This window comes from Bacteroides mucinivorans (genome assembly GCF_034654355.2).
Classification (GTDB): domain Bacteria; phylum Bacteroidota; class Bacteroidia; order Bacteroidales; family Bacteroidaceae; genus Bacteroides; species Bacteroides nordii.
In genome coordinates this window covers 3,700,550-3,723,942 of the sequence record NZ_CP178179.1, presented here as the reverse complement: position 1 = coordinate 3,723,942, position 23,393 = coordinate 3,700,550, and the positions used below count along the sequence as shown (strand labels likewise).

Below are 23,393 nucleotides of genomic sequence, written 5' to 3'. Positions count from 1 at the left end.
ATTTATTAGAATTTAATATCAATACCTATAGAATATGTCCGTGAAGGGGTATAAGTGTATCCCACAGTGCCAGTAAAGTTATATTGGGGATCCATTCCTTTGAGGTGACTGAATAGTGCTAAATTATTTGCTGTGGCATATATTCTGATATTGTCCATTTTGATTTTTGTTAGCCAGTCTTTTGGAAATGTATAGCCCAAAGTAATATTTTTGATAGCAAAGTAAGAGGCATTTATCAGATCTTTATCTGTTACACGTAATTGTTGATCCCACATAATTTTAGGGATATCGGTTATGTCACCCGGTTGCTGCCATCTACGGAGGGCATTTTTATGCCATACGTATCCTTTGTAACCTACATTCATCATACTTCCGTATACTCCATCCAACATTTCTCCACCTATAGAATAGGTAGTCAGTATTGAAAAATCGACTCCTTTGTAACTAAAGTCATTCGTTATGCTTCCATATATATCGGGGATACGGTTGCCGACAATTTCTCTGCTATTGGCTGTTAGGGTTACATCGTCTGTCTTGTACTTAGATACTATGTTATTATTTTTGTCGTGATCAACCCAATAGAGTTGATTACCGGTTAGTGGATCTACTCCTGCTGAAATTGGTAAATAAAATGAGTTGACAGTTTCACCTTCTTTGAAGATATTTGATCCTGAAATGATCTCCGGTTTGTCGGCTAATTTTAGAATTTTATTACGAATATGGCTTCCCATGGCTGTTAATGTCCATTTCAAATCAGAATTTTTAAGAATATCAACAGTTGCAGTGATGTCAAGGCCCATATTTCTCATACTTCCTATATTGGCCGGATATGCATCGAAACCGCTGGAGGTAGCTTTAGGCATATTTAGAAGTAGGTCTTTTGTGTGTTTATTGAAAAACTCGGCTGTCAAAGATAATCTATTAAACAAACGAGCTTCAATTCCGATATTCAAATTCTCGTTTTTCTCCCATTTGAGATCCTTATTTTCTAATGAATTAATTCCTGCACCGTTTAAACTGCCATTGGATAGTCCCATATTATATAAACTTTGGTAAGCATAATAACTACCGATATTGTCATTCCCTTGTGAACCAAAACTGGCTTTCAAGGTTAAATTGTTTACCCAGTCGTATTTTTTCATAAAATTCTCTTCTGATATTCTCCATGAAGTTCCTAATGACCAGAATTTTCCCCATCGGCTGTCTTTATGAAATCGAGAGGAACCGTCGGTTCGGAAACTGGCTGAGAAGTAATATTTTTGGGCAAAATTATAGTTTACGCGGCTTAGGAACGATTCGATAGCATATTTATCTGTTTGTGAGCTTGCTCCACTAAGAGTTGCAGCAGCAGACAGTTCGTACAATCCGCCAAACGGGAATCCTGTTTTTTGTGCTCCCAGAAACTGCTGTTTTAATTCATAATATTCATGTCCTATCATAACATCTAATGAATGGGAACGGATGTTGCGTTGATAAGTCAATAATTGATTAAATGTATAACTTAGTTGGCGCTGTACAGCCTTTGTTAAACTACCTGCAGTTGTTGCTGCATTACCGGTATAAGGATTGCTATAACTCATTTCATGAGTATTGAAATAATCTAATCCCAGGTTGGCCATCAGTGAGAAACCTTTAAATATTCCATATTCATCATCATTTGTAGATAATTGGATATAGGTTCTGGCACTCAAATTATCTCGGGTATTATTTTCTTTATCTTCATGTAATAAAGCTATTGCATTTGAATTGGCAAGGGCTATTCGGTTCTTTCCGTAATCATATATTTTATTTCCGTTAGCATCCGTTTTAACTGAACCATCTGTGTTATGTTCATATACGGGATAGATTGGAGCCATAATCTGACTGGTATACCATAGATTGGATATGACAGAACCAGAAGCACTATTGTAATTGGTACTAGTTTGAGCAAACGAAGCATTAAAACCTGTTTTGAACCAATTTTTTGCTTGGGTATCAATGTTAACACGCCCTGTATAACGTTCAAATTCAGTTGTCTGTAGGAGTCCTACTTCATCAAGATATCCCATTGATATCATATATTGGGTTTTCTTGTTCCCTCCGGTCACTGATAATTGATACTCTTGCCGGAGTGGGTTATGATTACTCAGCTCATCTTTCCAATCTTCATGATATTTTAGTTGGGCTGTCGGATTAATTTTACCAGTAATAGGGTTAATCAACTCTTGTAACGGCATGTTGAAAGGATTATATTCTTCATTATACCCTAACACTCCTTTGGCCATTCCTTTCATTACTTCGATGGCCTGTGTTCCCGCTAATAACGGATCGATTCCTTCTGTATAAATCAGTTCATTTTTGTATGCTTCGAAAGCAAGTTCCAAGTATTCCGCTTCGTTTACTGTTTCATATTTGGGTATAGCTCTTGAAGAAATCCCCCAATTAGCTTTTAGGTTGATAGATATCTGATTATCATCTCTTTCTCCGCGTTTAGTTGTAATCATTACAACGCCATTTGCACCTCTCGAACCATATAATGCTCCAGCAGATGCATCTTTTAGAACAGTTACTGATTCTATATCATTCGGATTAATTGTGTTCAATGCTCCGTTGAACGGTACTCCGTCTACTACATATAGTGGAGTGTTGGAAGCTGAGATAGAGCCAAAACCACGAATAACCATAGAAGCACCTGAACCCGGCTGTCCGCTTCCTGAAGTACTTTGTACACCGGCTACTGTACCTTCTAATGCTTTAGAAACATCGGCTACAACCCTTTTTTCGATACGATCTTGTTTGACTACTTCTGCTGAACCTGTGAATGAACTTTTTTTAGCTGTTCCATAGGCCACTACTACTATTTCCTCTAATTGTTTAGTGTTCTCCTTCATCACAATTTGCAGGTTTTTCTTTTTGTTTACAGGAATCTCTTCCGTATCATAACCTATATAGGAGATTATCAGTATTCCATTTTCCGGAACATTACTTAATGAAAATTGTCCGTTATAATCGGTAATTGTACCTATTCCGGTGTTTTTTACTTGAATACTTGCTCCGATGACTGGGTCTCCATTATTATCCTTAATGGTACCTGTTATATTTTCTTTTGGGGATTGAATCGGTTGCTTACTGTTTGTTTCCCAGTTGACTGAAATTGTGTTGTTGATTCGTTGAAAATTTAATCCGGTTTGAACGGAAAGCATGTTTAGTACTTTCTGTAGAGGCATGTCTTTCACGTTCAGTGTAACGGATGATGCTTTACTGAGAATAGCTGGATCATAGAAAAAATTGAGGTTTGTTTCTTTATTGATTCTTTTTAAAACTTTCTCTACTGATTCATTTTTTACATTAATGGTTACGGTGTTTTTCTTCATTTCCTGGGCTATACTTACAATTGATGTTCCCCATAGAAATAAAATCAGTAACATGGTACAAATAACAAATTTGTGCTTTTTTCTTGTCATAAATTAATACTATATGGTTAGATTGATTGGAGTGTTATCTTAATGCATTTATTGCTTTCGTTATTGATATAACATTATATAATCTTTTTCTTTTTTATATTTCACACCTGTAGCATGTCCTATTGATTTTAATACTGCTTGTAGGTTAATATTATCGTGTTCACCACTTAAACGATAATTAAACTGTTGATTGGGGGCAAACTTTATCCGACAATTATAGATGCGTTCCAAATCCTTAATTACATCATACAAGGGGGTCTTGTTATAATGTAATGTGTTTTGAAGCCATGCCATTGCATGTTGGTAACTCTCTTTTCTTTTTGTGTATTCATTAGATTGCCGATTTATTTGTAGTTGTTCATTGGCTACCAATTTCATCATTGCTTCTGGTAACTCCACCTGTACCTTTCCGCTTTTTACGCTGACTAATGATGTTTCGTTATTTTCATATGATTTGACATCAAAACATGTGCCTAGAACCTTTACATCAAATCCTGCTGTTTTTATGATAAAAGGTTTTTTATCATCTCTGTTGACTTGAAAAAAGGCTTCACCGGTTAGTTCAATTTTTCGTTCTTTTTCGGTGAATCGTTCAGGATATCTGAGGGTTGTACATGCATTTAGATTTACTTTGGAACCATCGGGCAGTGTCCATTCCTTCTTTTCACCAAATGAAGTTGAAATTTCTGTATACAACGGTTTCTCTATCTGGGTAAATCGGTAACTATTTACTCCTAACCCAATCATTATGATTAGAGTGATGCAGGCGGCTGCCCACATAATTTTTTTGTAAGAGGAACGTTTGTTTATTTTTTTTAGAAGAGTTGCAGCTTCACGCCGGTATTGTTCATGTTCTATATCATAATGAAAAGGAGGTTGCTCCATGTTTTCCTCCCATAGTTCATCTGCAACTTCTTCGATAATATTTTGCATTTCAGGATTTTGCATATTTTTTAATAGTTCAGTAACTTCTGATTTGCAATATATACCATCTAAATAATGACGCACTTTTTGCTTTATAGCTTTCTCTTTTTTCATAAAGTTATGAATATAATATTTCTGCTTGTATATAGTTAATACACAAGAGAAGAAATAATCTAGGGTGTCTTTAACGTTTATTAATACGAAAAACTAATAGGAAGTATTAATAAGAGTAATAAAAGATCGGCGTACGGACCATTGTTTTTAGTGAAATAAGTTCGTATGATTTTAAGAGAAGTTGATATATGCTCTTGTACAGTATTCACAGATATTCCCAATGTCTCGGCAATTTCTTTATGAGACATTTCCCTGTTTCTACTCATGTTGAATATTTCCCGTTGCCGGGGAGTCAACTTTTGCATTGCCTGATTTATCAGTTCCATGAAGTCTTTAGAATGAATAGTTTCTTCAGTGCTGTCATTGGCATCTATTGCCTGGGCAAAGATATTATTTTTTAGTTGCTGTTCATTTTCCAGATCACGTAACGTGTTCAGAATACGATTTCGCATGATAGTATAGAGATAGGTAGAAAAAGATGCATCGGGATTTATAAATTTACGACTTTGCCAGACTACTGTAAACGTATCTTGAAATATGTCTTCTGCGAATACCTGCGATTTGAGAAACTTCATAGCAAAGTAGATAAGCCTGTTTCTATAAACTGAATATAGCTCACAGAATGCACTTTCATCATCATTAATAAGTCGTAATACGAGTTCGCGTTCTTGCACGGATGGGGTATTGAGATACATATAATAAAGTTTACTACTTTGCAGATTTTGTTCAATCTGAAATGCAAACCTATGTCTTTTTTTTGTAATACACAAATTGTCGATTATTAAAAAAGGTAAAATAATAGTTTCGAAAATAGTTGTTTTAAGCAATAAAAATACACCTTTTCCGATAAAATATTCTCGATAAGATAGCAGATTAAACGAATATTGGTAAAATTGTAATTTTTTTATAATAGAAGATCGTAGCTTATGAAAGGAGCATGTTATACATCTTATTTTTTAACTGTTATTGTTTCTATATTTTGATATACTCTTTGACTATGGTATGAGTGAGGATCTGATATTGCTTGAATTTAATATTATCTGTAAATGATGATTGATTGAGGCTGCTCTTTACGAAGCAATGGAATACTATATGATTACTTTTAAAAAGAACAGGAGTTATTAATATGACAGATGGTTTAATTTTGTGAAAATGGAAATGATTGTAACTATTTGGTGTTATTTCAAGATGTTTTCAGATTTTGCTTCTTATCTTTGTATTTTAAATTTTTTATAATGTACGAAGGAATATTGAAAAAATATAGTTTGTTTTTATTGTTGTTGTGCTACATGTCTCCAGCTTTGTATGCACAGTCAGACGACTTTACAACATGGACTACGATGAAAGTAAGCCATAAACTAACGCCTGACTTTAGTATTGCAGGAAAAGTGGAACTGCGTACAAAAGATTCAATGAAAATGATGGATCGTTGGGGAGCTTCATTATCAGGATCTTATCAGCTGTTCCCATTTCTGAAAGCAGAAGGTGGTTATGAATTGCATCATCGTAATAGGGGAACAGAAGGATGGAAATTCCGGCATCGCTATAATCTGGGAGTCACGGGAAGTGTGAAGTGGCAACGGATGAAGTTTTCACTCAGGGAGCGTTTTCAACAGACCTTTTCGGATGGAAATGCCGAAAATCGGTTACGTTCCCGGTTAAAAGTTGGTTATGAGCCGAAGAAGGGAATGCTTTCGCCTTATTTCTCTGCTGAATTGTATCAGGCAATTGGTGGTGCGGCTTTTTTTGATGTGGCACGTATGCGATACAGACCTGGTGTGGAAATTGAAATTTCTGACAAGTGGTCATTGGATGTTTTTTATTGCTATCAGTATGAACCAGATAAGAGTAAACATATTGTAGGGATAGAATGCAGCTTTGCATTCTGAGAAGCTTCACCACAGAGTAACACTGAGTTTCACAGAGTACTATTTATCAGTTTTAGATATTAAGAACAAAAGAACATATTATTTGCATAATCCGTCTTTAAGCTCTTATCTCAGCTTTTTGTTCTTATGTCTAAAAACTCTGTGAAACTCAGTGTTACTCTGTGGTGAGATGACTTTTCAATTGAGCTATAAAATATAAATCAGACTGATCCCCAGCTTTGTGGGACCGAAATAGTTTTTATGTCCACTATTTAATTTAGAACCACAGTCGCGGCAATTATAGCGATCATACCTGACACGTGCATATCCTACACCGATAGTGGCTTCCATACTCCATCTCTTTTTCAATATCCAGTGATAACCGTATGAAATTCCGGCTCCATAAAGATTTCCCTGATAACGGTGATTTTCTAATCCTGAATAGAGTCCAAATGGTAATTTGATTCCTTTGGCATTGAATTCGGCATAATGTGCATGTATGCCGAAAAAAGATCCATTAAATGTCTCGCACATCCAATAGCGGAGTTCTGGTTGTACAAGCCAGTGTTTGAACTGTTTGTTTCCATTGAATTCCCACGGATTGTAGTTACCCGATATATCGAGGGTGAGTTTGGAGTCTAATGCTACTTCCACTCCCAGGTTAAGAGAAGTGGTAGCGTCGTAAAGCAGATTACTCTTTATTCCTACTACCTGACTATATATATTACAGGAAAGCAGGACGAATGCTAATAATATGAAGGTCTTTTTCATCTGTTTCTGGTTTTATTCAATATTTAGTTACTGCACTCCAACTACCCGATAAGGTCAGATTATCGACTCCTAATAACGGGAGATTAATAGGTACGGATACGACGATATTTCCTATTAGTCCCTTTACGACTCCATTAAGTAGCGGACCAAGTACAGGTATACCTGTTAATATTCCATTTAGATTGGCTATATCTCCCAACCGTACCGATAGCGTCAGTGAATGATTACCATCTGTCTGTGCCGTATACGATTTCAGACCCAGATCTACAAATGAATAATCAGCTTTATATCTGTAATTAGTCTCAACGATGGCTTGTATAGGGTCTGTGATATCAATAAATGCTCCGTTTAGTAATAGAGAGCTGTCTATAATCTGATCTATGACTAATCCGGAGATAAGCCCCTGTTTGATAACATTTATACGACGTACATCAAACGTTCCGTTGAATCCTTTGATAAGAATATCCTTTTCGTCATATATACTTCCTCCGGTAAAAGTATATCTGAAGCGCTGGTCACCTGTATAATAGTCTTTTACTGTCAGGCTGAAATCCATTGTTTTGGGAAAATTCCGAATCGTCACAATGGCTGTATGTGCCTCATTTGTGGCCCATGGGTTCAACAAGACTCCCAAGCCTGCCAGAGCCCCTTGTTGATTGGCATTTCCGGTCAGGGCCATTCCTATCTGATTAGTAAGTTGCTGTAATAATAATGTATGAAGGGCACTGGTGACAGGAACCAGCAGGGCATTCTTTACAAGATTGACTGCCCCGTCTAAGCCTCCTACAACTGCATATACTACATTGCCTACAACACCTAAATCCAATGCTGTTTTCAATAATCCGGGAAGTGCCCCATTGACAGTGGTTTGAATAAGATCATCATATTTCATTTGAGTGATAATATTATTCTCCAATTTGTTCAATGCAGTTTGGGCATCTACAAAATTACGGTGTAAATTCAGCATACTGATGATTCTTTGTAATAATACAGTAGGTTGCGAAGAGGTATCAGAAAAGTTGATTTTTGCCCAGTAATATTCAGAAGTATCGGTAAACTCTGCATTAGGTAATACAATCCGGGCATCGGCCAAGATTGTTTTATAATTAGTCAGTACTTCGGCATAACTGCTACTTCCCCCTGTTCCGGGGATGGGAAACATCGTTTTTTCTACATTGGCCAGAAATACAGCTGTATATTGTCCTTTCGGTAGCGTATCTTTAACTGCGCTAAAAGGCCATGTAGGAACAGGGTTGACGGGTTGAAGTACTACTTTCTCTTTTACATATTCTCCTGTAGATTTATATATTACATAGCGGAGATGCCGGACTCTTCCATCAGGTCCGGTCACTGCCGCTCGGGTAACGTCGTCTTGTCCGGGTGAAAAGCTTACAACAAAATACCCTTCAGGAACATTATCTACTGTTTCTGTTGGTGGAAGTTGCATCTCTTCTGTATCTTTCTCACATGCTGTAAGTAGCGATAGAGAGAGTATACCTGTTGCTATGAATAGAGTTGTTCTCATCTCCGTTTTGTTTTAATAGTTATATAATTCCATCCCAGGCATTATCGTCCAGATTAATGATGCCGGACAAGATAAAAACCAGGCCACTGTTGGTAAAATTGCCGGTTATCTTTACCCAATGATTCGGAGAAAAAATAATCCGGTTGCCCGAAACTACGTTCGGCTCATTGGCTATCTGCATCGTATAACGTTGGGGTATACCTCCATAAGTAACATCCAGATAGAAAAGCGTTTTTCTTGCATCCGGTATAGCCAGTATATATTGGTTGAAATTCACTTTTCCGGCGATAGGTGTCCTACTACCGATAAGTTTACTACTGGCATCGCCGGCTGTTTGCCACACTGTTGGTATGCCGTCGGTGGCACGACTTGCAGTTACCAATTGTTCGGCGGTTAATGAAATAGAGGTGACATAAGCCGGAATATTGGTTATATCCAGTGTAAATCCACTGACAATGCGTTTTAATGTACCTTTGATACTGTTGACTTGCTCTGGTTTAAAGCTGGTTCCTATCAATTGCCCTTTCATATATCCCTCACTTATACAGGTAAAAAACTCCGGAACGACAGTAGGCAACATTGGTTGTAGATGAAAGTTTGCGAGTGTCACGGGTGTTGTAACCGATCCGATACTAAAGCTTCGGGAAGGATTACTTTGATTCGTAAAATCAAAGTCATTTCGATTGTATCCTATGATTAGTATCTTATAGGTTATTGCTGGTGTGAGAGTTAACTTTGTCACTACATTCGGGAAAGTGGCTACGTCGATCTGTTTTGCCGAACCGTATACAGGAATGAAATTAGCATCATCATTAGTCAGCCCTTCATTCGTTTTACGGAAAGGCAATATCAGGATACGGTTTACTGAAGAAGCAACATCTCCTGGTGCACGGGAGAATACCTTATAGTCTCTGATATTGAGCTCTATGGGGATTGTTTCCGTGGAAGCTACTCCGATAGCTTCGTCCTGAGAGCATGCACTCATCAGGACAGCTATCAGAGTGACTATAAGACCATAAATATGTTTTATACTATCCATTCCTTTAGGATTATTTTATTGTATGATCAGGTTATGGATCAGTTCCCAGGCGGGGCTAATGGTTACGACAATATTCTGGTCGGTCAGTAAGTCGATAGGATCATCGTCATCTCCCGGATCATCGGTACCACCATTCACATTTCCTGCCTGTGCTTTCATTCCGAGAGAATAGAAATGATTTGCCAGAATGTTAAAGGTTGTTACACCACCGGTGTCTTTTACACTCCATGTTTTGATAGCGTTTCCGTTGGCTTCATATAATCCGAGAGTAAATGTAACAGAACTGACCGGCATGAAATATGAACCATTCAGTTGCGAGTTGGCAACCTTTACTACCCCTTGTGCGGAGAGATCATTACCTGCGTATATTCCATTGGCTACTGTTTGGGCGGAGAGGTCGAGGTCAATGATGTTGTAAGCAGCCGGGCTGGTATTGACACCCACTCCATTTGTCAGATTCACTTGCTGGTTGGAGTTACTTACGCTCAGACGAAGGAACTTTACTGTTTTTCCGTCTAAGATTTGAGGCACATTTTTGAAGTATCCTAAAACGCCGGCTACTTTACGGGTCATTTCAATGCTCACGCGACTACCTTTATCCAGTACTTGTGCAGTAGTGGTACCTGAAAAAATTTCCGATTCATTTCCACTCTGAGTAATTGTTGCCATCATGCCGGAGTAGGACTGTCCTGCAGAAGGAGTTGTGACAGTAAACTGGTCTGTAGCATCGCGCCCAATGGCTAAGAATTTGTAATCACCTGCGGGTAGTTTATCACCCTCGGCCACGACATAGCGTTTAAAGGTAGTACCGTCCGACCATCCGCTAATATCGTATGTTTTAGCGTATACATAGTCGGAACCATTATTAAGGAAAGCATAAACCGAAACACGGGTAACGTGCTGGGTGGCTTCTTGGCTGTAGACATTTCCACGGCTCATGCCGTTATTCAGCTTATTTACAGTGGAGATGTCGAAAACTACACTTCCTTCGGGGATGCTGTTGTCAACAATCGGTGAAGGGTCATCACTCTCGGAGCATGCGAACAGAAAAGCGCTCGCCATTGCAAGAAACATTAATTTTTTCATGATGTAAAGTTTAATTAAATGAATAGATAGAAAAACATATTATTTGATATCAAGATGATGGATCATATTCCATTCACCATTGATGAATGTCCATATTTCCCAGGCATTGCCTGGTGCATCATAGTCTACGGCGACAGCCGATATCTCATTACGACGCACCATTATGTCCATTGACGGGACGGTCAGTACGGGTTTGGCCGCACGGGTATTTGTAAAAAAGTTAAGGTCTAGTTTTGTAGAATTTCCCTGAGGGGTGGGAGCTACAAAAGTTTCATTAATTGTTTGAATTATTGTTGTTTTCTGTATGTTCGTACTTCCTTGATAGTTGAGAAGTGCGTCTGCTGATTGATATACAGGAGCAAGTGTCAGATTCATTTGACTAACTTCGCTAGGAAAATTACGACAGAATATAATTAGCTTTCCTTTTGCCCTTTCCAGTTCCAGGATTTGTTCCTGATTTTGTGACATGATTACGAGTCGGGTATATCCGGTATATATATCAGTATGTTCCAATCCGTTCTGGTGGAGAATTCCTAAAGGGATGTCTTTTGTTATATTTCCCCAGGCGGATAGTTCGTATTTTCCTTCGGGCAAATCGTTGAAGGAAAGAGAGAAGTCCGGAGTATTTCCTACCGGCACTATTATATCAGACTGACGTACTACCTGACCGGTAGTTGTGTTGGTTAAAATATAACAGATCGTTCCGGAGAAATGAGCGAAAGGCTGTGAGGAGTCTTCGGGAGACAGTTCGCTGAATTCTGCTATATTGAAATAATTAGTATCTTTGATGACTAACTTTACAACTAACTGAGGTGGGCACTCCGGTAGGGTATCCTTGATGCATGAACTGGTAATAAAAAACAGTAAAACTACCATGCAGAAACTATGTGCTCCTTTACTCATAACGTCACTTTTTTATATTACTAAAATAGTATAAAACAGAATTGCTAAAACATTTGCTTCCTCCGAATGATAGCCTTATGACCGCCTTGGAGTGATTCTCAAGCGTTGTCATGAGAGAACATAAAGCGTTGAGATTTGTTTTCGAAAACAGGATTATTTTTATGGTTAAAAAATGATAAGGACAAAAAGCTTCATAAAATAGTGGATAATTGCTGTTTAAGGTGGCTTTTTCTTTATAAATAATATGGTAATATATTGATCGGTTTTGAGTGTATTTTACCACAGAGTAACACGGAGTTCCACAGAGTTTAAATCTTTATTGAAACGCAGATTTTCGCAAAGGGAAACAAATGTATGATAAATAACTACAGTCTTTTAATCTGTGTTTATGCGATCATCCGCGTTTCATCAGATAAATAGTACTCTGTGGAACTCTGTGTTACTCTGTGGTGAGTTTTACTCATTTCCGTATTAGTAACGAAGATTATGGCCCTATCTTTTCGGTAGCGGAAGTAGCCCTAAACGGCATTAATCCCTTTGCCCGGTGTTGTACTTTGTTTTTCTCAGAAAGGAGCGTTCCTTTCCCCGGTGAGCAGTCTTGTTTTACATGTACATGTAAAGCTGCATGAGATGCACATGTCGTGCTGTTCCACATGCACATGTCGTACTGCTTTACATGTACATCTAAAACAATGTTACACACCGAGGCTCAGGGCCGACGCATTAAATAATTTACTATTGCATATGTACTTTTCTTATTGTTATTTAATTGAATATTAATTATTTAGTATTATTTTATTTCGTTTATATTTCGTATATTTACATGGTAATATTAAACAGTAATTGACATGAAAATAGGTATAATTGACATTTGTAAGCAAATAGAGGACCCTCGGATGGATCGTAAAAAGTTACATAAAATGGAAACGATCATATATGTATCCATTGCTGCTGTCATCTGTGGTGCTCAGTCTTGGAATGAGATTGAAGAATTTGGCCATGCTAAATTCGATTTTTTTAAAAGTAGAATACCCGATTTAGAAGTTATCCCCAGCCATGATACTTTTAATCGTTTCTTCAGCATTATAAAACCATCCTATTTTGAGTTGATTTTCCGCAATTGGGTGAAACAAGTGTGTCAGGAGATTAAAGGTGTTGTAGCCATCGATGGAAAACTAATGCGTGGTCCTAGCAAATGTAATGATGAACATACTACCGGCAAAGAAGGCTTTAAGCTCTGGATGGTTTCAGCATGGTCTGCAGCTAACGGTATTTCTCTGGGTCAGGTAAAAGTGGATGATAAAAGTAATGAAATCACAGCTGTTCCTCTGCTAATCCATGCCTTGGATCTGGATGATTGTATCGTCACTATTGATGCCATGGGCTGTCAGTTGGAAATAACAAAAGCCATTATTGAACGGAATTCAAACTATATAATAGCTTTAAAGAAAAATCAAAAGAGCAGTTATGAATTAGCCAAGAAAATAATTGATGGGTATGAAAACAGAAATGTGATTCTCAATAGGGTTACCCGGCATACCAGCGAAAGTACAGGACATGGCAGGCTTGAAACAAGAGTCTGTACTGTAGTCAGTTATGGTCCGGTCATGGAGCCGATGTTTAAGGACAAATTTGCGGGATTGAGGTCAATAGTGGGCATGAAATCCGAAAGGATAATTTTGGCAACGGGGGAACGTACTGAAGAAACGAGGTATTATATAACTTCACTTGAAAATACTAACCCGGAGGAAATAGCCAATGCCATTAGGCAGCATTGGTCCATTGAAAACAATCTGCATTGGCAACTGGATGTTACCTTCAGGGAAGACTACAGCAAGAAAGTGCAGAATGCAGCAAGAAATTTCTCGGCAGTTACAAAAATGGCGCTCACCATTTTGAAGAATGATAAAGTCACAAAAGGAAGCATGAATCTCAAAAGGCTGAAAGCAGGATGGGATGAAAAATACCTGTCAACACTTTTACAGGACAGCGCATTTTAATGCGTCGGCCCTGCACCGAGGCTTCATACGTAACTCTACGAGATAGAGCTTTATCGATACCGGAGAAAGAGATAGATAGTAATGGTGGACAACATTTAGCGTAAAACGATACAGATATGAACAAAACTAATTCTTAACTGATTTCAACTACTGATTCGCATTATTATTTGAATCATTAATGAATCTTGTTTGGGTGTACTCTTCTATTGGGAAAACACTTTTAATCTCTATAATAGTATTTTTTCGGGATTATCATTTATATTTGTAACGCTCTGTCGTCGATGCGATGAGAGTCTGGCTAAAATAATACCATATGAAAAATCAAGTATCCTTATATCGGAGGGGAGTATTCTTCCTCTTTTTAGGAATGGCTGTACTGTCGGCTTTTGCACAAACGCAACAGGAAGTTCCACTTTTTAAATCTACCCGCACTTCTACATATAAAGCTGTTCTTAAAGATACGGCATGGATTATCGGGCCTATTGTTTCTCAGATTCACTTTGTGAGGTATGATAATCAGGGACGGAAAGCGGTAGAAAACCTGTTGAATCCGGATGGAAGTGCTAAAAATAAACTTCTTTATGTATATGATAATGCCGGGAAGATAAAAGAGGAGATAACAGCCTCCGTAAAGCAGGGTGGGGTAACGAGAATTTATCAGTATGATTATGATGCCCAGGGACGTTTAAACCGGAAAGTAACATTGGATGCTGACCGGAATGTAATTGGCGAGATTGTTATTTTGCGTAATGAAGATGACAAAATAGTGAAGCGAATCTCTGAAGGTATATCGACAAGAATGAATGATGGAAAGAAAACGAAAAACCGTTGTGTGACAGAAATTGTTTATGATGAAGATGGGCGAATAAAAGAGGTACTGGAAGACGATTCTGCTTTTCCAAAGGTGGGTAGAAAAAGCCGTCCATTTGATAAAAGAGATACGATTGCTTTGAAACGTTTCTCTGAAGGAACTTCGATGCAACCCAAAGTTCCGAAAAATAAAAAGGTAGATTTTGATTATGATGCATATGGAAACTGGATAAAACGTACGGAATATGACGGAGTGAATCCGGAATTTATTATTGTGCGTGTAATTGAATATGCCGGACAAGATACGGATTGGGAGAAGATGCTGCTGAATGGTCAGGTGAAATCAGTATCTCAGAGTTCATATGTGGCTATACCAAAAGGCCCAGGTAGTATTGATAAAGGTAAAAAACAGGGCACTTTTTTCCGCTGTGAATTTAATAATGAGGGTAGAAAGATCTTAGAGCAATCTTACTCTGATATAGGTGTGGCAGGTGAAGTTACAGAATACATTTATGATATGGAAGGGAATATCCTTGAAGAAATGATGAAATCTGCGACTGGGAAATTATTGAATACAGTTCAGTGGGTATATGATTCGAAGGGACGTTTGAAGAACAAATCGTTGAAGGATGTCGATGGTGAGGTATTACGCAAAGGTGTGTTCCGTTATGACATAGAAGGGAATTGTATTGGTGAGATGTGGTTCGGTAAAGAGGGGGCTAAGTTTAGTGAGTTTCGTTATAAATATGATTCTGCCGGTCAGCTGATTGCTAAAGATATTCTTTTCCACCAGGAAGAAGGCGAGGAGTATGAGCCGTTGAAGTATGAGTGGAACAGCCGTGGACGTATTGCAGAAGAATGGAGAGGATTACCTCAGAATATTCAACACTATACTTATAAGTATAGTACCCGTGGCGAAGTGATTTCAGGAACTGAACCTGCCCAAGGACAGGCAGACGTAGAATATGTCTATAAGTTTTATAATGATGAACATGGTAACTGGAAAAAACGGGTGAAATTTTTCAATGATGTTCCGGTACTTTACGAAGAACGTGAGTATGTATATTATAAATAATAAGGATAAATAATATGAAGAAGATTATTAACCCATGGAAGGGACTGAAAGGGTATAATTGTTTTGGCTGTGCTCCTAATAATGAGGCAGGTGTCAAAATGGAGTTTTATGAAGACGGTGATGAAGTAGTGAGTATTTGGAAACCACGTCCGGAATATCAGGGCTGGATTGATACACTACATGGAGGAATCCAGTCAGTATTACTGGATGAAATATGTGCCTGGGTCATTCTTCGGAAGTTACAAACGACAGGAGTAACTTCAAAGATGGAGACACGTTATCGCAAGTCAATCAGTACAAAAGATTCGCACGTGGTATTACGGGCATCTATTCGTGAAGTAAAACGTAATATTGTATTGGTAGATGCAAAACTCTATAATGAGGCAGGTGAACTTTGTACGGAAGCACTTTGTACATATTTCACTTTCTCGCAGGAGAAGTCGAAAGATGAAATGCACTTTTCTTCGTGCGAAGTAGAATCTGAAGAGATTCTTCCTTTAATTTGAAATTAAAATCGATTTTTTTGTGATAATTGTTTGGAGGTTTGAATGGAATGCTTTACTTTTGTCGCTGTAAAGAACAAAAAAATATGAAATATACTACACATCATCATCATCATTTTCCTAACGAATAACTCGGTGGGCGTGTATGATATTGTGTATATATAATATAAAAACGAGGCTTGCCGATGAGGTGAGCCTTTTTTTATTTTAATTGTAAATCGTAAAATAACAAATAAAATTATGGGTTTATTAAGAATTGCAGTACAAGCTAAAGGCCGTTTGTTTGAAGAAACAATGGCTCTTTTAGAAGAATCAGACATTAAATTGAGCGCTACAAAACGTACATTGTTGGTGCAGTCATCTAATTTTCCGGTAGAGGTGTTGTTCCTCCGAGATGACGATATACCCCAGTCAGTGGCTACGGGGGTGGCAGATCTGGGTATCGTAGGAGAGAATGAGTTTGCTGAAAAAGGAGAGGAAGCAGAAATTATTAAACGCCTCGGTTTCAGTAAATGCCGTTTGTCACTGGCTATACCGAAGGATATAGATTATCCGGGTGTGGAGTGGTTCAATGGTAAGAAGATTGCCACTTCTTATCCGGTGATTCTGGAGAAGTATATGAAGGAGAAAGGGGTAAGTGCAGAGGTACATGTCATTACCGGCTCGGTGGAGGTAGCTCCGGGCATTGGGTTAGCAGATGCTATTTTTGATATTGTTAGTTCGGGCTCTACACTGGTAAGCAATCGCTTGAAAGAAGTGGAAGTAGTGATGAAATCAGAAGCTCTGCTGATTGGTAACAAGAATATGTGTGACGGGAAGAAGGAGATTCTGAATGAATTACTGTTTCGTATGAATGCTGTGAAAACAGCAGAGGATAAGAAATATGTGCTGATGAATGCTCCGAAGGATAAGTTGGAGGAGATTGTAGCTGTACTGCCTGGTATGAAGAGTCCGACGGTGATGCCATTGGCACAGGAGGGTTGGTGCTCCGTGCATACGGTACTTGATGAAAAACGTTTCTGGGAGATTATCGGAAAACTGAAAGCACTGGGAGCTGAGGGAATATTGGTGTTGCCGATAGAGAAGATGATACTATGATGGGGTGTACTTTTCTTTCGTCTTGATACGAAAGAAAAGATACCAAAAGAAAGGATCAAGGCTGCATTTTTTCTCCTACTCACTTCCTTCGTTCCGCTAAAGGGGCTCGAACTCGCTTCGCTCAAACAATCGCCCCTTTTTGACGCTTCACTGCGGGCGTTCGCTTGACGGAGAAAAAATGAGGCCGGAGGCCGTTCATCAGCGGATACTGAGGTTTAGGAAGGGGAAGAGATATATGATATTAAAAAGTAAGCATATTGCAATATGATTAATGTAATATAGCATGCTTCTTTAGTAACAAGAAGCATTGTATGCTATCATCCGAATGGGTCCCCCGGCCTCATTTCCGCAGCGTCAAACGGAACGGAGGTGAAAAGCGTAAGAAGGGGCGATTGTTTGAGCGAAGCGAGTTCGAGCCCCTTCAGCTTTTCACCGTAGTGCAGTAGCGGAGGAAATGCAGCCTTGATTTTTTCTTTTGGTATCTTTTCTTTTGCATCAAGGCAAAAGAAAAGTACATCCAATACAACATAACATTATAAACTAATAAATATGAAACAAATAAAATATCCTTCAAGAGAGCAGTGGACCGACATCCTGAGACGTCCGGCACTCAATACGGAGGATCTTTTTGATACGGTGCGCGGCATTATCAATCGTGTTCGTGCTGAAGGAGATGCAGCCGTGATAGAGTATGAAGCTACTTTTGATAAAGCAATTCTGACATCACTTGCTGTGACGGAGGCGGAGTTGGAAGAAGGTGTTGCTTTGGTCAGTGAAGAGTTGAAGGCAGCTATCTCTTTGGCTAAAAAGAATATTGAGACCTTTCATGCTTCACAACGTTTTGTAGGGCGTAAAGTAGAGACAATGGAAGGGGTGACTTGCTGGCAGAAGGCGGTAGGTATTGAGAAAGTAGGTCTGTATATTCCGGGAGGTACAGCACCGTTATTTTCAACAGTATTGATGCTGGCAGTTCCGGCCAGGATTGCCGGCTGTAAAGAGATTGTGCTTTGTACTCCACCTGATAAGAATGGAAAAATCCATCCGGCTATTCTTTTTGCAGCACAACTGGCGGGAGTAAGTAAAATATTCAAAGCCGGCGGAGTACAAGCTATTGCAGCTATGGCTTATGGTACGGAAAGTATACCTAAAGTTTATAAAATCTTTGGTCCGGGCAATCAGTATGTCACGGCAGCCAAACAGTTGGTTAGCTTGCGTGATGTTGCCATTGATATGCCGGCAGGTCCTTCGGAAGTAGAGGTCTTGGCAGATGATTCTGCCAATCCGGTATTTGTGGCTGCCGATCTGCTTTCACAGGCAGAGCATGGAGTAGATAGCCAGGCAGTACTGATCACAACTTCTGAGAAGTTACAGGATGATGTGATGAAAGAAGTGGAACGACAGTTAGCGGAACTGCCGCGTCGTGAAATTGCGGAAAAATCTCTTGCCAACAGTAAACTTATTCTGGTGAAAGATATGGATGAAGCATTAGAACTAACTAACGAATATGCTCCTGAACATCTGATTATAGAGACGGAAAATTATAGGGAGATAGCAGAACGTGTAATCAATGCCGGTTCTGTGTTTCTTGGGGCGTTTTCGCCTGAAAGTGCCGGAGATTATGCTTCGGGAACCAATCATACGCTGCCAACCAACGGTTATGCAAAAGCATACAGTGGTGTAAGTCTGGATAGTTTTATCCGTAAGATTACATTCCAGGAAATCCGTCCGGAAGGTATGAAGGCTATTGGACCGGCTATCGAAATAATGGCAGCCAATGAACAATTGGATGCTCATAAGAATGCCGTATCTGTCCGCTTGGGAGATATCAATTGTAAATCGTAAAATAAATATCCGCATGAAAACATTGCAAGAATTAACCCGTCCGAATATCTGGAAGCTGAAGCCATACTCTTCAGCAAGGGATGAATATAAAGGGGCTACTGCCTCTGTGTTTCTGGATGCTAATGAGAATCCATATAATTTGCCCCATAATCGTTATCCGGATCCATTGCAGTATGAATTGAAAAAAGATTTGGGGAAACTTAAAAAAGCAGCTCCGGAGAATATCTTTCTGGGAAATGGTAGTGATGAGGCTATTGATCTTGTATTTCGTGCTTTTTGTGAGCCGGGTAAAGACAATGTAGTAGCTATTGACCCTACCTACGGCATGTATCAGGTATGTGCCGAGGTGAATAATGTAGAATACCGTAAGGTATTGTTGGACGAACATTTTCAGTTTTCGGCCGATAAGTTGTTGGCAGCCACAGATGACCGGACAAAGCTGATTTTTCTTTGTTCACCCAATAATCCGACGGGTAATGATCTGTTGCGTTCGGAGATAGAGAAGGTGCTGAACAACTTTGAAGGACTTGTAATACTGGATGAGGCATATAGTGATTTTTCGGAAGTTCCTTCTTTGCTTACCAGTCTGAAGGAATATCCCAATTTGGTGGTACTTCAAACGTTCTCTAAAGCATGGGGATGTGCTGCTATTCGCCTGGGTATGGCTTTTGCTTCGGAAGAAATTATTTCTATTCTTAATAAAATCAAGTATCCGTATAACGTCAATCAATTGACACAGCAACAAGCTATACAGATGTTACATAAACATTATGAGGTAGACCGTTGGGTGAAGGCATTGAAGGAAGAACGAAAAGAGTTGGAAAGTGCTTTTGCGGAATTGCCTTGTGTGCTGGAAGTGTTCCCTTCGGATGCTAACTTCTTTCTGGCCCGTGTGACGGATGCTGTGAAGATTTATAATTATCTGGTAGGAGAGGGTATTATTGTTCGCAATCGCCATAATATATCACTTTGCTGCAATTGCCTTCGCGTGACGGTAGGTACACGTGCTGAAAACGGAAAGTTGGTAGAGGCGTTAAAGAAATACAAATAATTATTGTAATAATGTGCCAATTAAATAATGTGCCAATATGCCAATTACCATGCGGCATATTTCTATAGCGCAGCCAATTGGCACATTGGCACATTATTACATTGGCATATTATTTAATTGACACATTATTACATTATCATTCCCATGAAGAAAAAAATATTGTTTATTGATCGTGATGGTACGCTTGTTATTGAGCCTCCTGTAGATTATCAGCTTGATTCATTGGAGAAACTGGAGTTTTATCCTAAAGTGTTCCGCAATCTTGGCTTTGTTCGTAGCAAGCTCGATTTTGAATTTGTTATGGTCACCAATCAGGATGGTTTAGGGACCGATTCTTTCCCGGAAGCTACCTTTTGGCCGGCTCACAATTTAATGTTGAAAACTCTGGCGGGTGAAGGCATTACTTTCGATGATATTCTGATAGACCGTAGCTTTCCCGAAGAGAATGCCCCGACTCGTAAACCGCGTACCGGAATGTTGACTAAATACATTGATAATCCGGATTACGACCTGACAGGGAGTTTTGTGATTGGTGATCGTCCTACGGATGTAGAACTGGCCAGGAATCTGGGATGTCGTGCCATCTATCTGCAAGATTCTACTGAGTTACTGAAAGAGAAGGATTTGGAAAATGTCTGTGTACTGGCTACTACTGACTGGGATAAAATAGCCGAGTTTCTTTTTGCCGGAGAACGTAAAGCAGAGGTGCGGCGTACTACAAAGGAGACGGATATCCTTGTTTCTCTGAATCTGGACGGTAATGGTACTTGTGATATCTCTACAGGTCTTGGTTTCTTTGATCATATGTTGGAGCAGATAGGTAAACACTCTGGTATGGATCTCACTGTTAAGGTGAAAGGTGATCTTGAAGTAGATGAACACCATACTATCGAAGATACCGCTATTGCTTTGGGCGAATGTATTTATCAGGCATTAGGAAGTAAGCGGGGAATAGAACGTTATGGTTATGCTCTTCCTATGGATGATTGTCTTTGTCAGGTATGCCTTGACTTTGGTGGACGCCCCTGGCTGGTGTGGGATGCAGAGTTTAAACGCGAAAAGATAGGAGAGATGCCTACTGAAATGTTTCTCCACTTTTTTAAATCCCTGAGTGATGCTGCAAAGATGAATCTAAACATCAAAGCCGAAGGCCAAAATGAACATCATAAAATTGAAGGAATATTCAAAGCATTGGCTCGTGCGCTGAAAATGGCTTTAAAGCGGGATATTTATCATTTTGAACTTCCCTCAAGTAAAGGGGTGTTGTAGTAGTGATAAGTGATTAGTGAGTAGTGATTAGTACGATGCAGCGTAATAGCGCAGCCCACTAATCACTACTCACTAATCACTACTCACTGTTTTTCAATTTCTTTCAGCCATGCTGCTGCCGAAGCATCACTTGGCATGCGCCAGTCGCCACGTGGACTGATAGAGATACTTCCTACTTTAGGACCGTCGGGCAAACAGGAACGTTTGAACTGTTGGTTAAAGAAACGGCGGAAGAAGATGAGTAACCATTTCTTGATCGTCTCTTCATCATATACTTCTTTGAATGCCAATGAAGCCAGCATGAATATCTTTGACGGACGAAAACCGAAACGCATGAAATAATAGAGGAAGAAATCATGCAATTCGTACGGACCTACCAAGTCCTCTGTCTTTTGTTTGATATCTCCATTTTCATCTGCCGGAATTAATTCGGGGCTGATAGGTGTGTCTACAATATCGAGTAGAGTAATACATGATGTCTCATCTACTTCGTTTTCTGCTACCCACTTTACCAGATATTTCACCAGGGTTTTAGGAACACTTCCGTTTACACCGTACATAGACATGTGATCGCCGTTGTATGTAGCCCATCCCAGAGCCAGTTCTGATAAATCACCTGTCCCGATTACCATTCCTCCTGTCTGATTGGCTACATCCATCAATATCTGTGTACGTTCGCGTGCCTGAGCATTTTCGTAAGTTACGTCGTGTACATTGATGTCATGGCTGATGTCCTTGAAGTGTTGAATACATGCTTCTTTAATACTGATTTCCCGTACAGTAATGCCGAGTGAGTTCATAAGAGAGATGGCATTGTGATAAGTGCGGTTGGTTGTACCGAAACCCGGCATGGTGACACCAATAATATTTTTGCGGGATAAGCCTAGTTTATCGAAGGTCTTGACACAGACAAGTAAGGCAAGTGTAGAATCCAGCCCGCCTGAGATACCAATAACAGCAGTTTTAGCGCCAGTATGTACAAGGCGTTGTGCAAGTCCTGCTACCTGTATTGAAAAAACCTCTTCACAGCGTTCATTCAATGCTGCCCCTTGTGGGACAAATGGATGCATCTCAAATGTACGTGTCAGGTTCAGTTCTTTGCTGTTTACAAACTCCGTAGCAATACGCACAGGCTTTTTATCTGCCGGAATATTTCCTTTACTTGCTGCAAATGTTGTGTTAATACGCCGTTCGGCACGCAGATGTTCTACATCTATTTCACTAATAACCAGTTGCTCTTCAAAGCTGAAGCGATCATTGTGTGCCAATTGGTTACCATTTTCATAGATAAGCCCGTTTCCGGCAAAGACTACATCGGTAGTAGATTCTCCGAATCCACAGGAAGAGAATACATATCCTGAAATACAACGTGCAGATTGTTGGCTGATAAGCGAACGGAGGTAACTGTTTTTACCTATCCCTTCATTGTCGGCAGAAAGATTAAATATGATTTCGGCCCCTTGTAGCGCAAGTGTTGAGCTTGGAGGTATGGTAGACCATAAGTCTTCGCATATTTCAATCCCGAAAATAGTGTCTGATGTTTCGAATAACAGATTTGTACCCATTGGGATGATTTGTCCGCAAAGTCGTACATTGGTTTCTGCTACTTGCAGGGCAGAGGTGAACCAACGCTGTTCGTAAAACTCTTTATAGTTGGGCAGATAGGTTTTTGGGACTACACCCAGTACTTTACCTTTCTGGATAACTACGGCTGCATTGATAACAGTAGAATTTACGATTACCGGCATTCCTAAAATAGAGATGATGTCCAGCTGGCGGGTATTATTTAATATCTGCATCAGTGCCATTTCTGCTTCTTCCAGCAAGAGCTGCTGGCCGAAAAGATCGCCACAGGTGTAAGCGGTAATACACATTTCGGGAAAGGTGATAATCTGTACTCCTTTGCCATCTGTAACTGCTATCAGGCTTTCGAGTTGTTTGGCATTGAAATTACAGTCCGCTATTTTAACGCGGGGCACTGCTGCCGCTACTTTTACAAATCCGTAGTTCATAATTGATAAATATTAAAATGTAATGTATTAACACATTATTATTTGCGTTGCAAAATTAGG

Annotated in this window: 17 protein-coding genes; 8 read left to right on the top strand and 9 right to left on the bottom strand. The window is 39.3% G+C overall.

The annotated features are described in order from the left end of the window. Positions 1–5: 5 nt before the first annotated feature. The 3 genes from VCM39_RS14435 to VCM39_RS14425 form a co-directional block, all read right to left on the bottom strand. A complete protein-coding gene (locus VCM39_RS14435; protein WP_322932998.1) occupies positions 6–3,443 on the bottom strand; it encodes a TonB-dependent receptor in 3,438 nt (1,145 codons plus the stop codon). Between the two features lie 60 nt (positions 3,444–3,503). Then, positions 3,504–4,481: a FecR family protein gene (locus VCM39_RS14430; protein ID WP_322932999.1), complete on the bottom strand. Its 978-nt coding sequence runs from the start codon at positions 4,479–4,481 to the stop codon at positions 3,504–3,506. A gap of 80 nt (positions 4,482–4,561) precedes the next feature. Next, on the bottom strand, positions 4,562–5,176 hold the full coding sequence (locus tag VCM39_RS14425; protein ID WP_322933000.1) for an RNA polymerase sigma-70 factor: 615 nt from the start codon (positions 5,174–5,176) through the stop codon (positions 4,562–4,564). Between the two features lie 540 nt (positions 5,177–5,716). Between VCM39_RS14425 and VCM39_RS14420 the strand changes: the two genes are divergently transcribed. Next, the gene (locus VCM39_RS14420) at positions 5,717–6,370 is read left to right on the top strand and encodes a DUF2490 domain-containing protein (protein ID WP_221648832.1); all 654 of its coding nucleotides are present in this window, start codon (positions 5,717–5,719) and stop codon (positions 6,368–6,370) included. 186 nt (positions 6,371–6,556) lie between these two features. Here the strand turns inward: VCM39_RS14420 and VCM39_RS14415 are convergent, their stop codons facing one another. Genes VCM39_RS14415 through VCM39_RS14395 form a run of 5 tightly spaced genes read right to left on the bottom strand, consistent with a single transcriptional unit; the run spans position 6,557 to position 11,673 of the window. Further along, positions 6,557–7,120, bottom strand: coding sequence for a DUF3575 domain-containing protein (locus VCM39_RS14415; RefSeq protein ID WP_322933001.1), 564 nt, complete (start codon positions 7,118–7,120; stop codon positions 6,557–6,559). A gap of 16 nt (positions 7,121–7,136) precedes the next feature. Next, positions 7,137–8,645 carry a hypothetical protein gene (locus VCM39_RS14410; RefSeq protein WP_289292925.1) on the bottom strand — a complete coding sequence of 503 codons (1,509 nt, stop codon included), beginning with the start codon at positions 8,643–8,645 and terminating at the stop codon, positions 7,137–7,139. A 19-nt stretch (positions 8,646–8,664) separates the two neighbouring features. Further along, positions 8,665–9,684, bottom strand: a complete 1,020-nt coding sequence (locus tag VCM39_RS14405) for a hypothetical protein (RefSeq protein ID WP_221648829.1) — start codon at positions 9,682–9,684, stop codon at positions 8,665–8,667. Positions 9,685–9,699: 15 nt separating this feature from the next. Further along, positions 9,700–10,770, bottom strand: coding sequence for a FimB/Mfa2 family fimbrial subunit (locus VCM39_RS14400; RefSeq protein WP_221648828.1), 1,071 nt, complete (start codon positions 10,768–10,770; stop codon positions 9,700–9,702). A 39-nt stretch (positions 10,771–10,809) separates the two neighbouring features. Beyond that, a complete protein-coding gene (locus tag VCM39_RS14395) occupies positions 10,810–11,673 on the bottom strand; it encodes a hypothetical protein (protein WP_322933002.1) in 864 nt (287 codons plus the stop codon). 848 nt (positions 11,674–12,521) lie between these two features. On the opposite strand from VCM39_RS14395, the gene VCM39_RS14390 reads away from it, so the two are divergent. The 7 genes from VCM39_RS14390 to hisB all read left to right on the top strand — a co-directional run bounded on the left by VCM39_RS14390 (position 12,522) and on the right by hisB (position 21,321). After that, positions 12,522–13,673 (top strand): ISAs1 family transposase, encoded by a 1,152-nt coding sequence (locus tag VCM39_RS14390; protein ID WP_007482973.1) that lies wholly within the window; start codon positions 12,522–12,524, stop codon positions 13,671–13,673. A gap of 313 nt (positions 13,674–13,986) precedes the next feature. Further along, on the top strand, positions 13,987–15,558 hold the full coding sequence (locus VCM39_RS14385; protein WP_322934163.1) for a hypothetical protein: 1,572 nt from the start codon (positions 13,987–13,989) through the stop codon (positions 15,556–15,558). 14 nt (positions 15,559–15,572) lie between these two features. Beyond that, complete coding sequence (locus VCM39_RS14380) at positions 15,573–16,064, top strand: PaaI family thioesterase (RefSeq protein ID WP_221648825.1); 492 nt, start codon at positions 15,573–15,575, stop codon at positions 16,062–16,064. Between the two features lie 237 nt (positions 16,065–16,301). After that, positions 16,302–17,159, top strand: coding sequence for an ATP phosphoribosyltransferase (gene hisG / locus VCM39_RS14375; protein ID WP_322934162.1), 858 nt, complete (start codon positions 16,302–16,304; stop codon positions 17,157–17,159). A gap of 549 nt (positions 17,160–17,708) precedes the next feature. Then, the gene (hisD, locus tag VCM39_RS14370) at positions 17,709–19,001 is read left to right on the top strand and encodes a histidinol dehydrogenase (RefSeq protein ID WP_322934161.1); all 1,293 of its coding nucleotides are present in this window, start codon (positions 17,709–17,711) and stop codon (positions 18,999–19,001) included. A gap of 13 nt (positions 19,002–19,014) precedes the next feature. Beyond that, positions 19,015–20,052, top strand: coding sequence for a histidinol-phosphate transaminase (hisC, locus tag VCM39_RS14365; RefSeq protein ID WP_289294023.1), 1,038 nt, complete (start codon positions 19,015–19,017; stop codon positions 20,050–20,052). A 144-nt stretch (positions 20,053–20,196) separates the two neighbouring features. Continuing rightward, the gene (gene hisB / locus VCM39_RS14360) at positions 20,197–21,321 is read left to right on the top strand and encodes a bifunctional histidinol-phosphatase/imidazoleglycerol-phosphate dehydratase HisB (protein WP_289294022.1); all 1,125 of its coding nucleotides are present in this window, start codon (positions 20,197–20,199) and stop codon (positions 21,319–21,321) included. A gap of 83 nt (positions 21,322–21,404) precedes the next feature. Here hisB and VCM39_RS14355 read toward each other — a convergent pair whose 3' ends face one another. Next, the gene (locus VCM39_RS14355) at positions 21,405–23,333 is read right to left on the bottom strand and encodes an NAD(+) synthase (RefSeq protein WP_322934160.1); all 1,929 of its coding nucleotides are present in this window, start codon (positions 23,331–23,333) and stop codon (positions 21,405–21,407) included. Positions 23,334–23,393 lie beyond the last annotated feature (60 nt).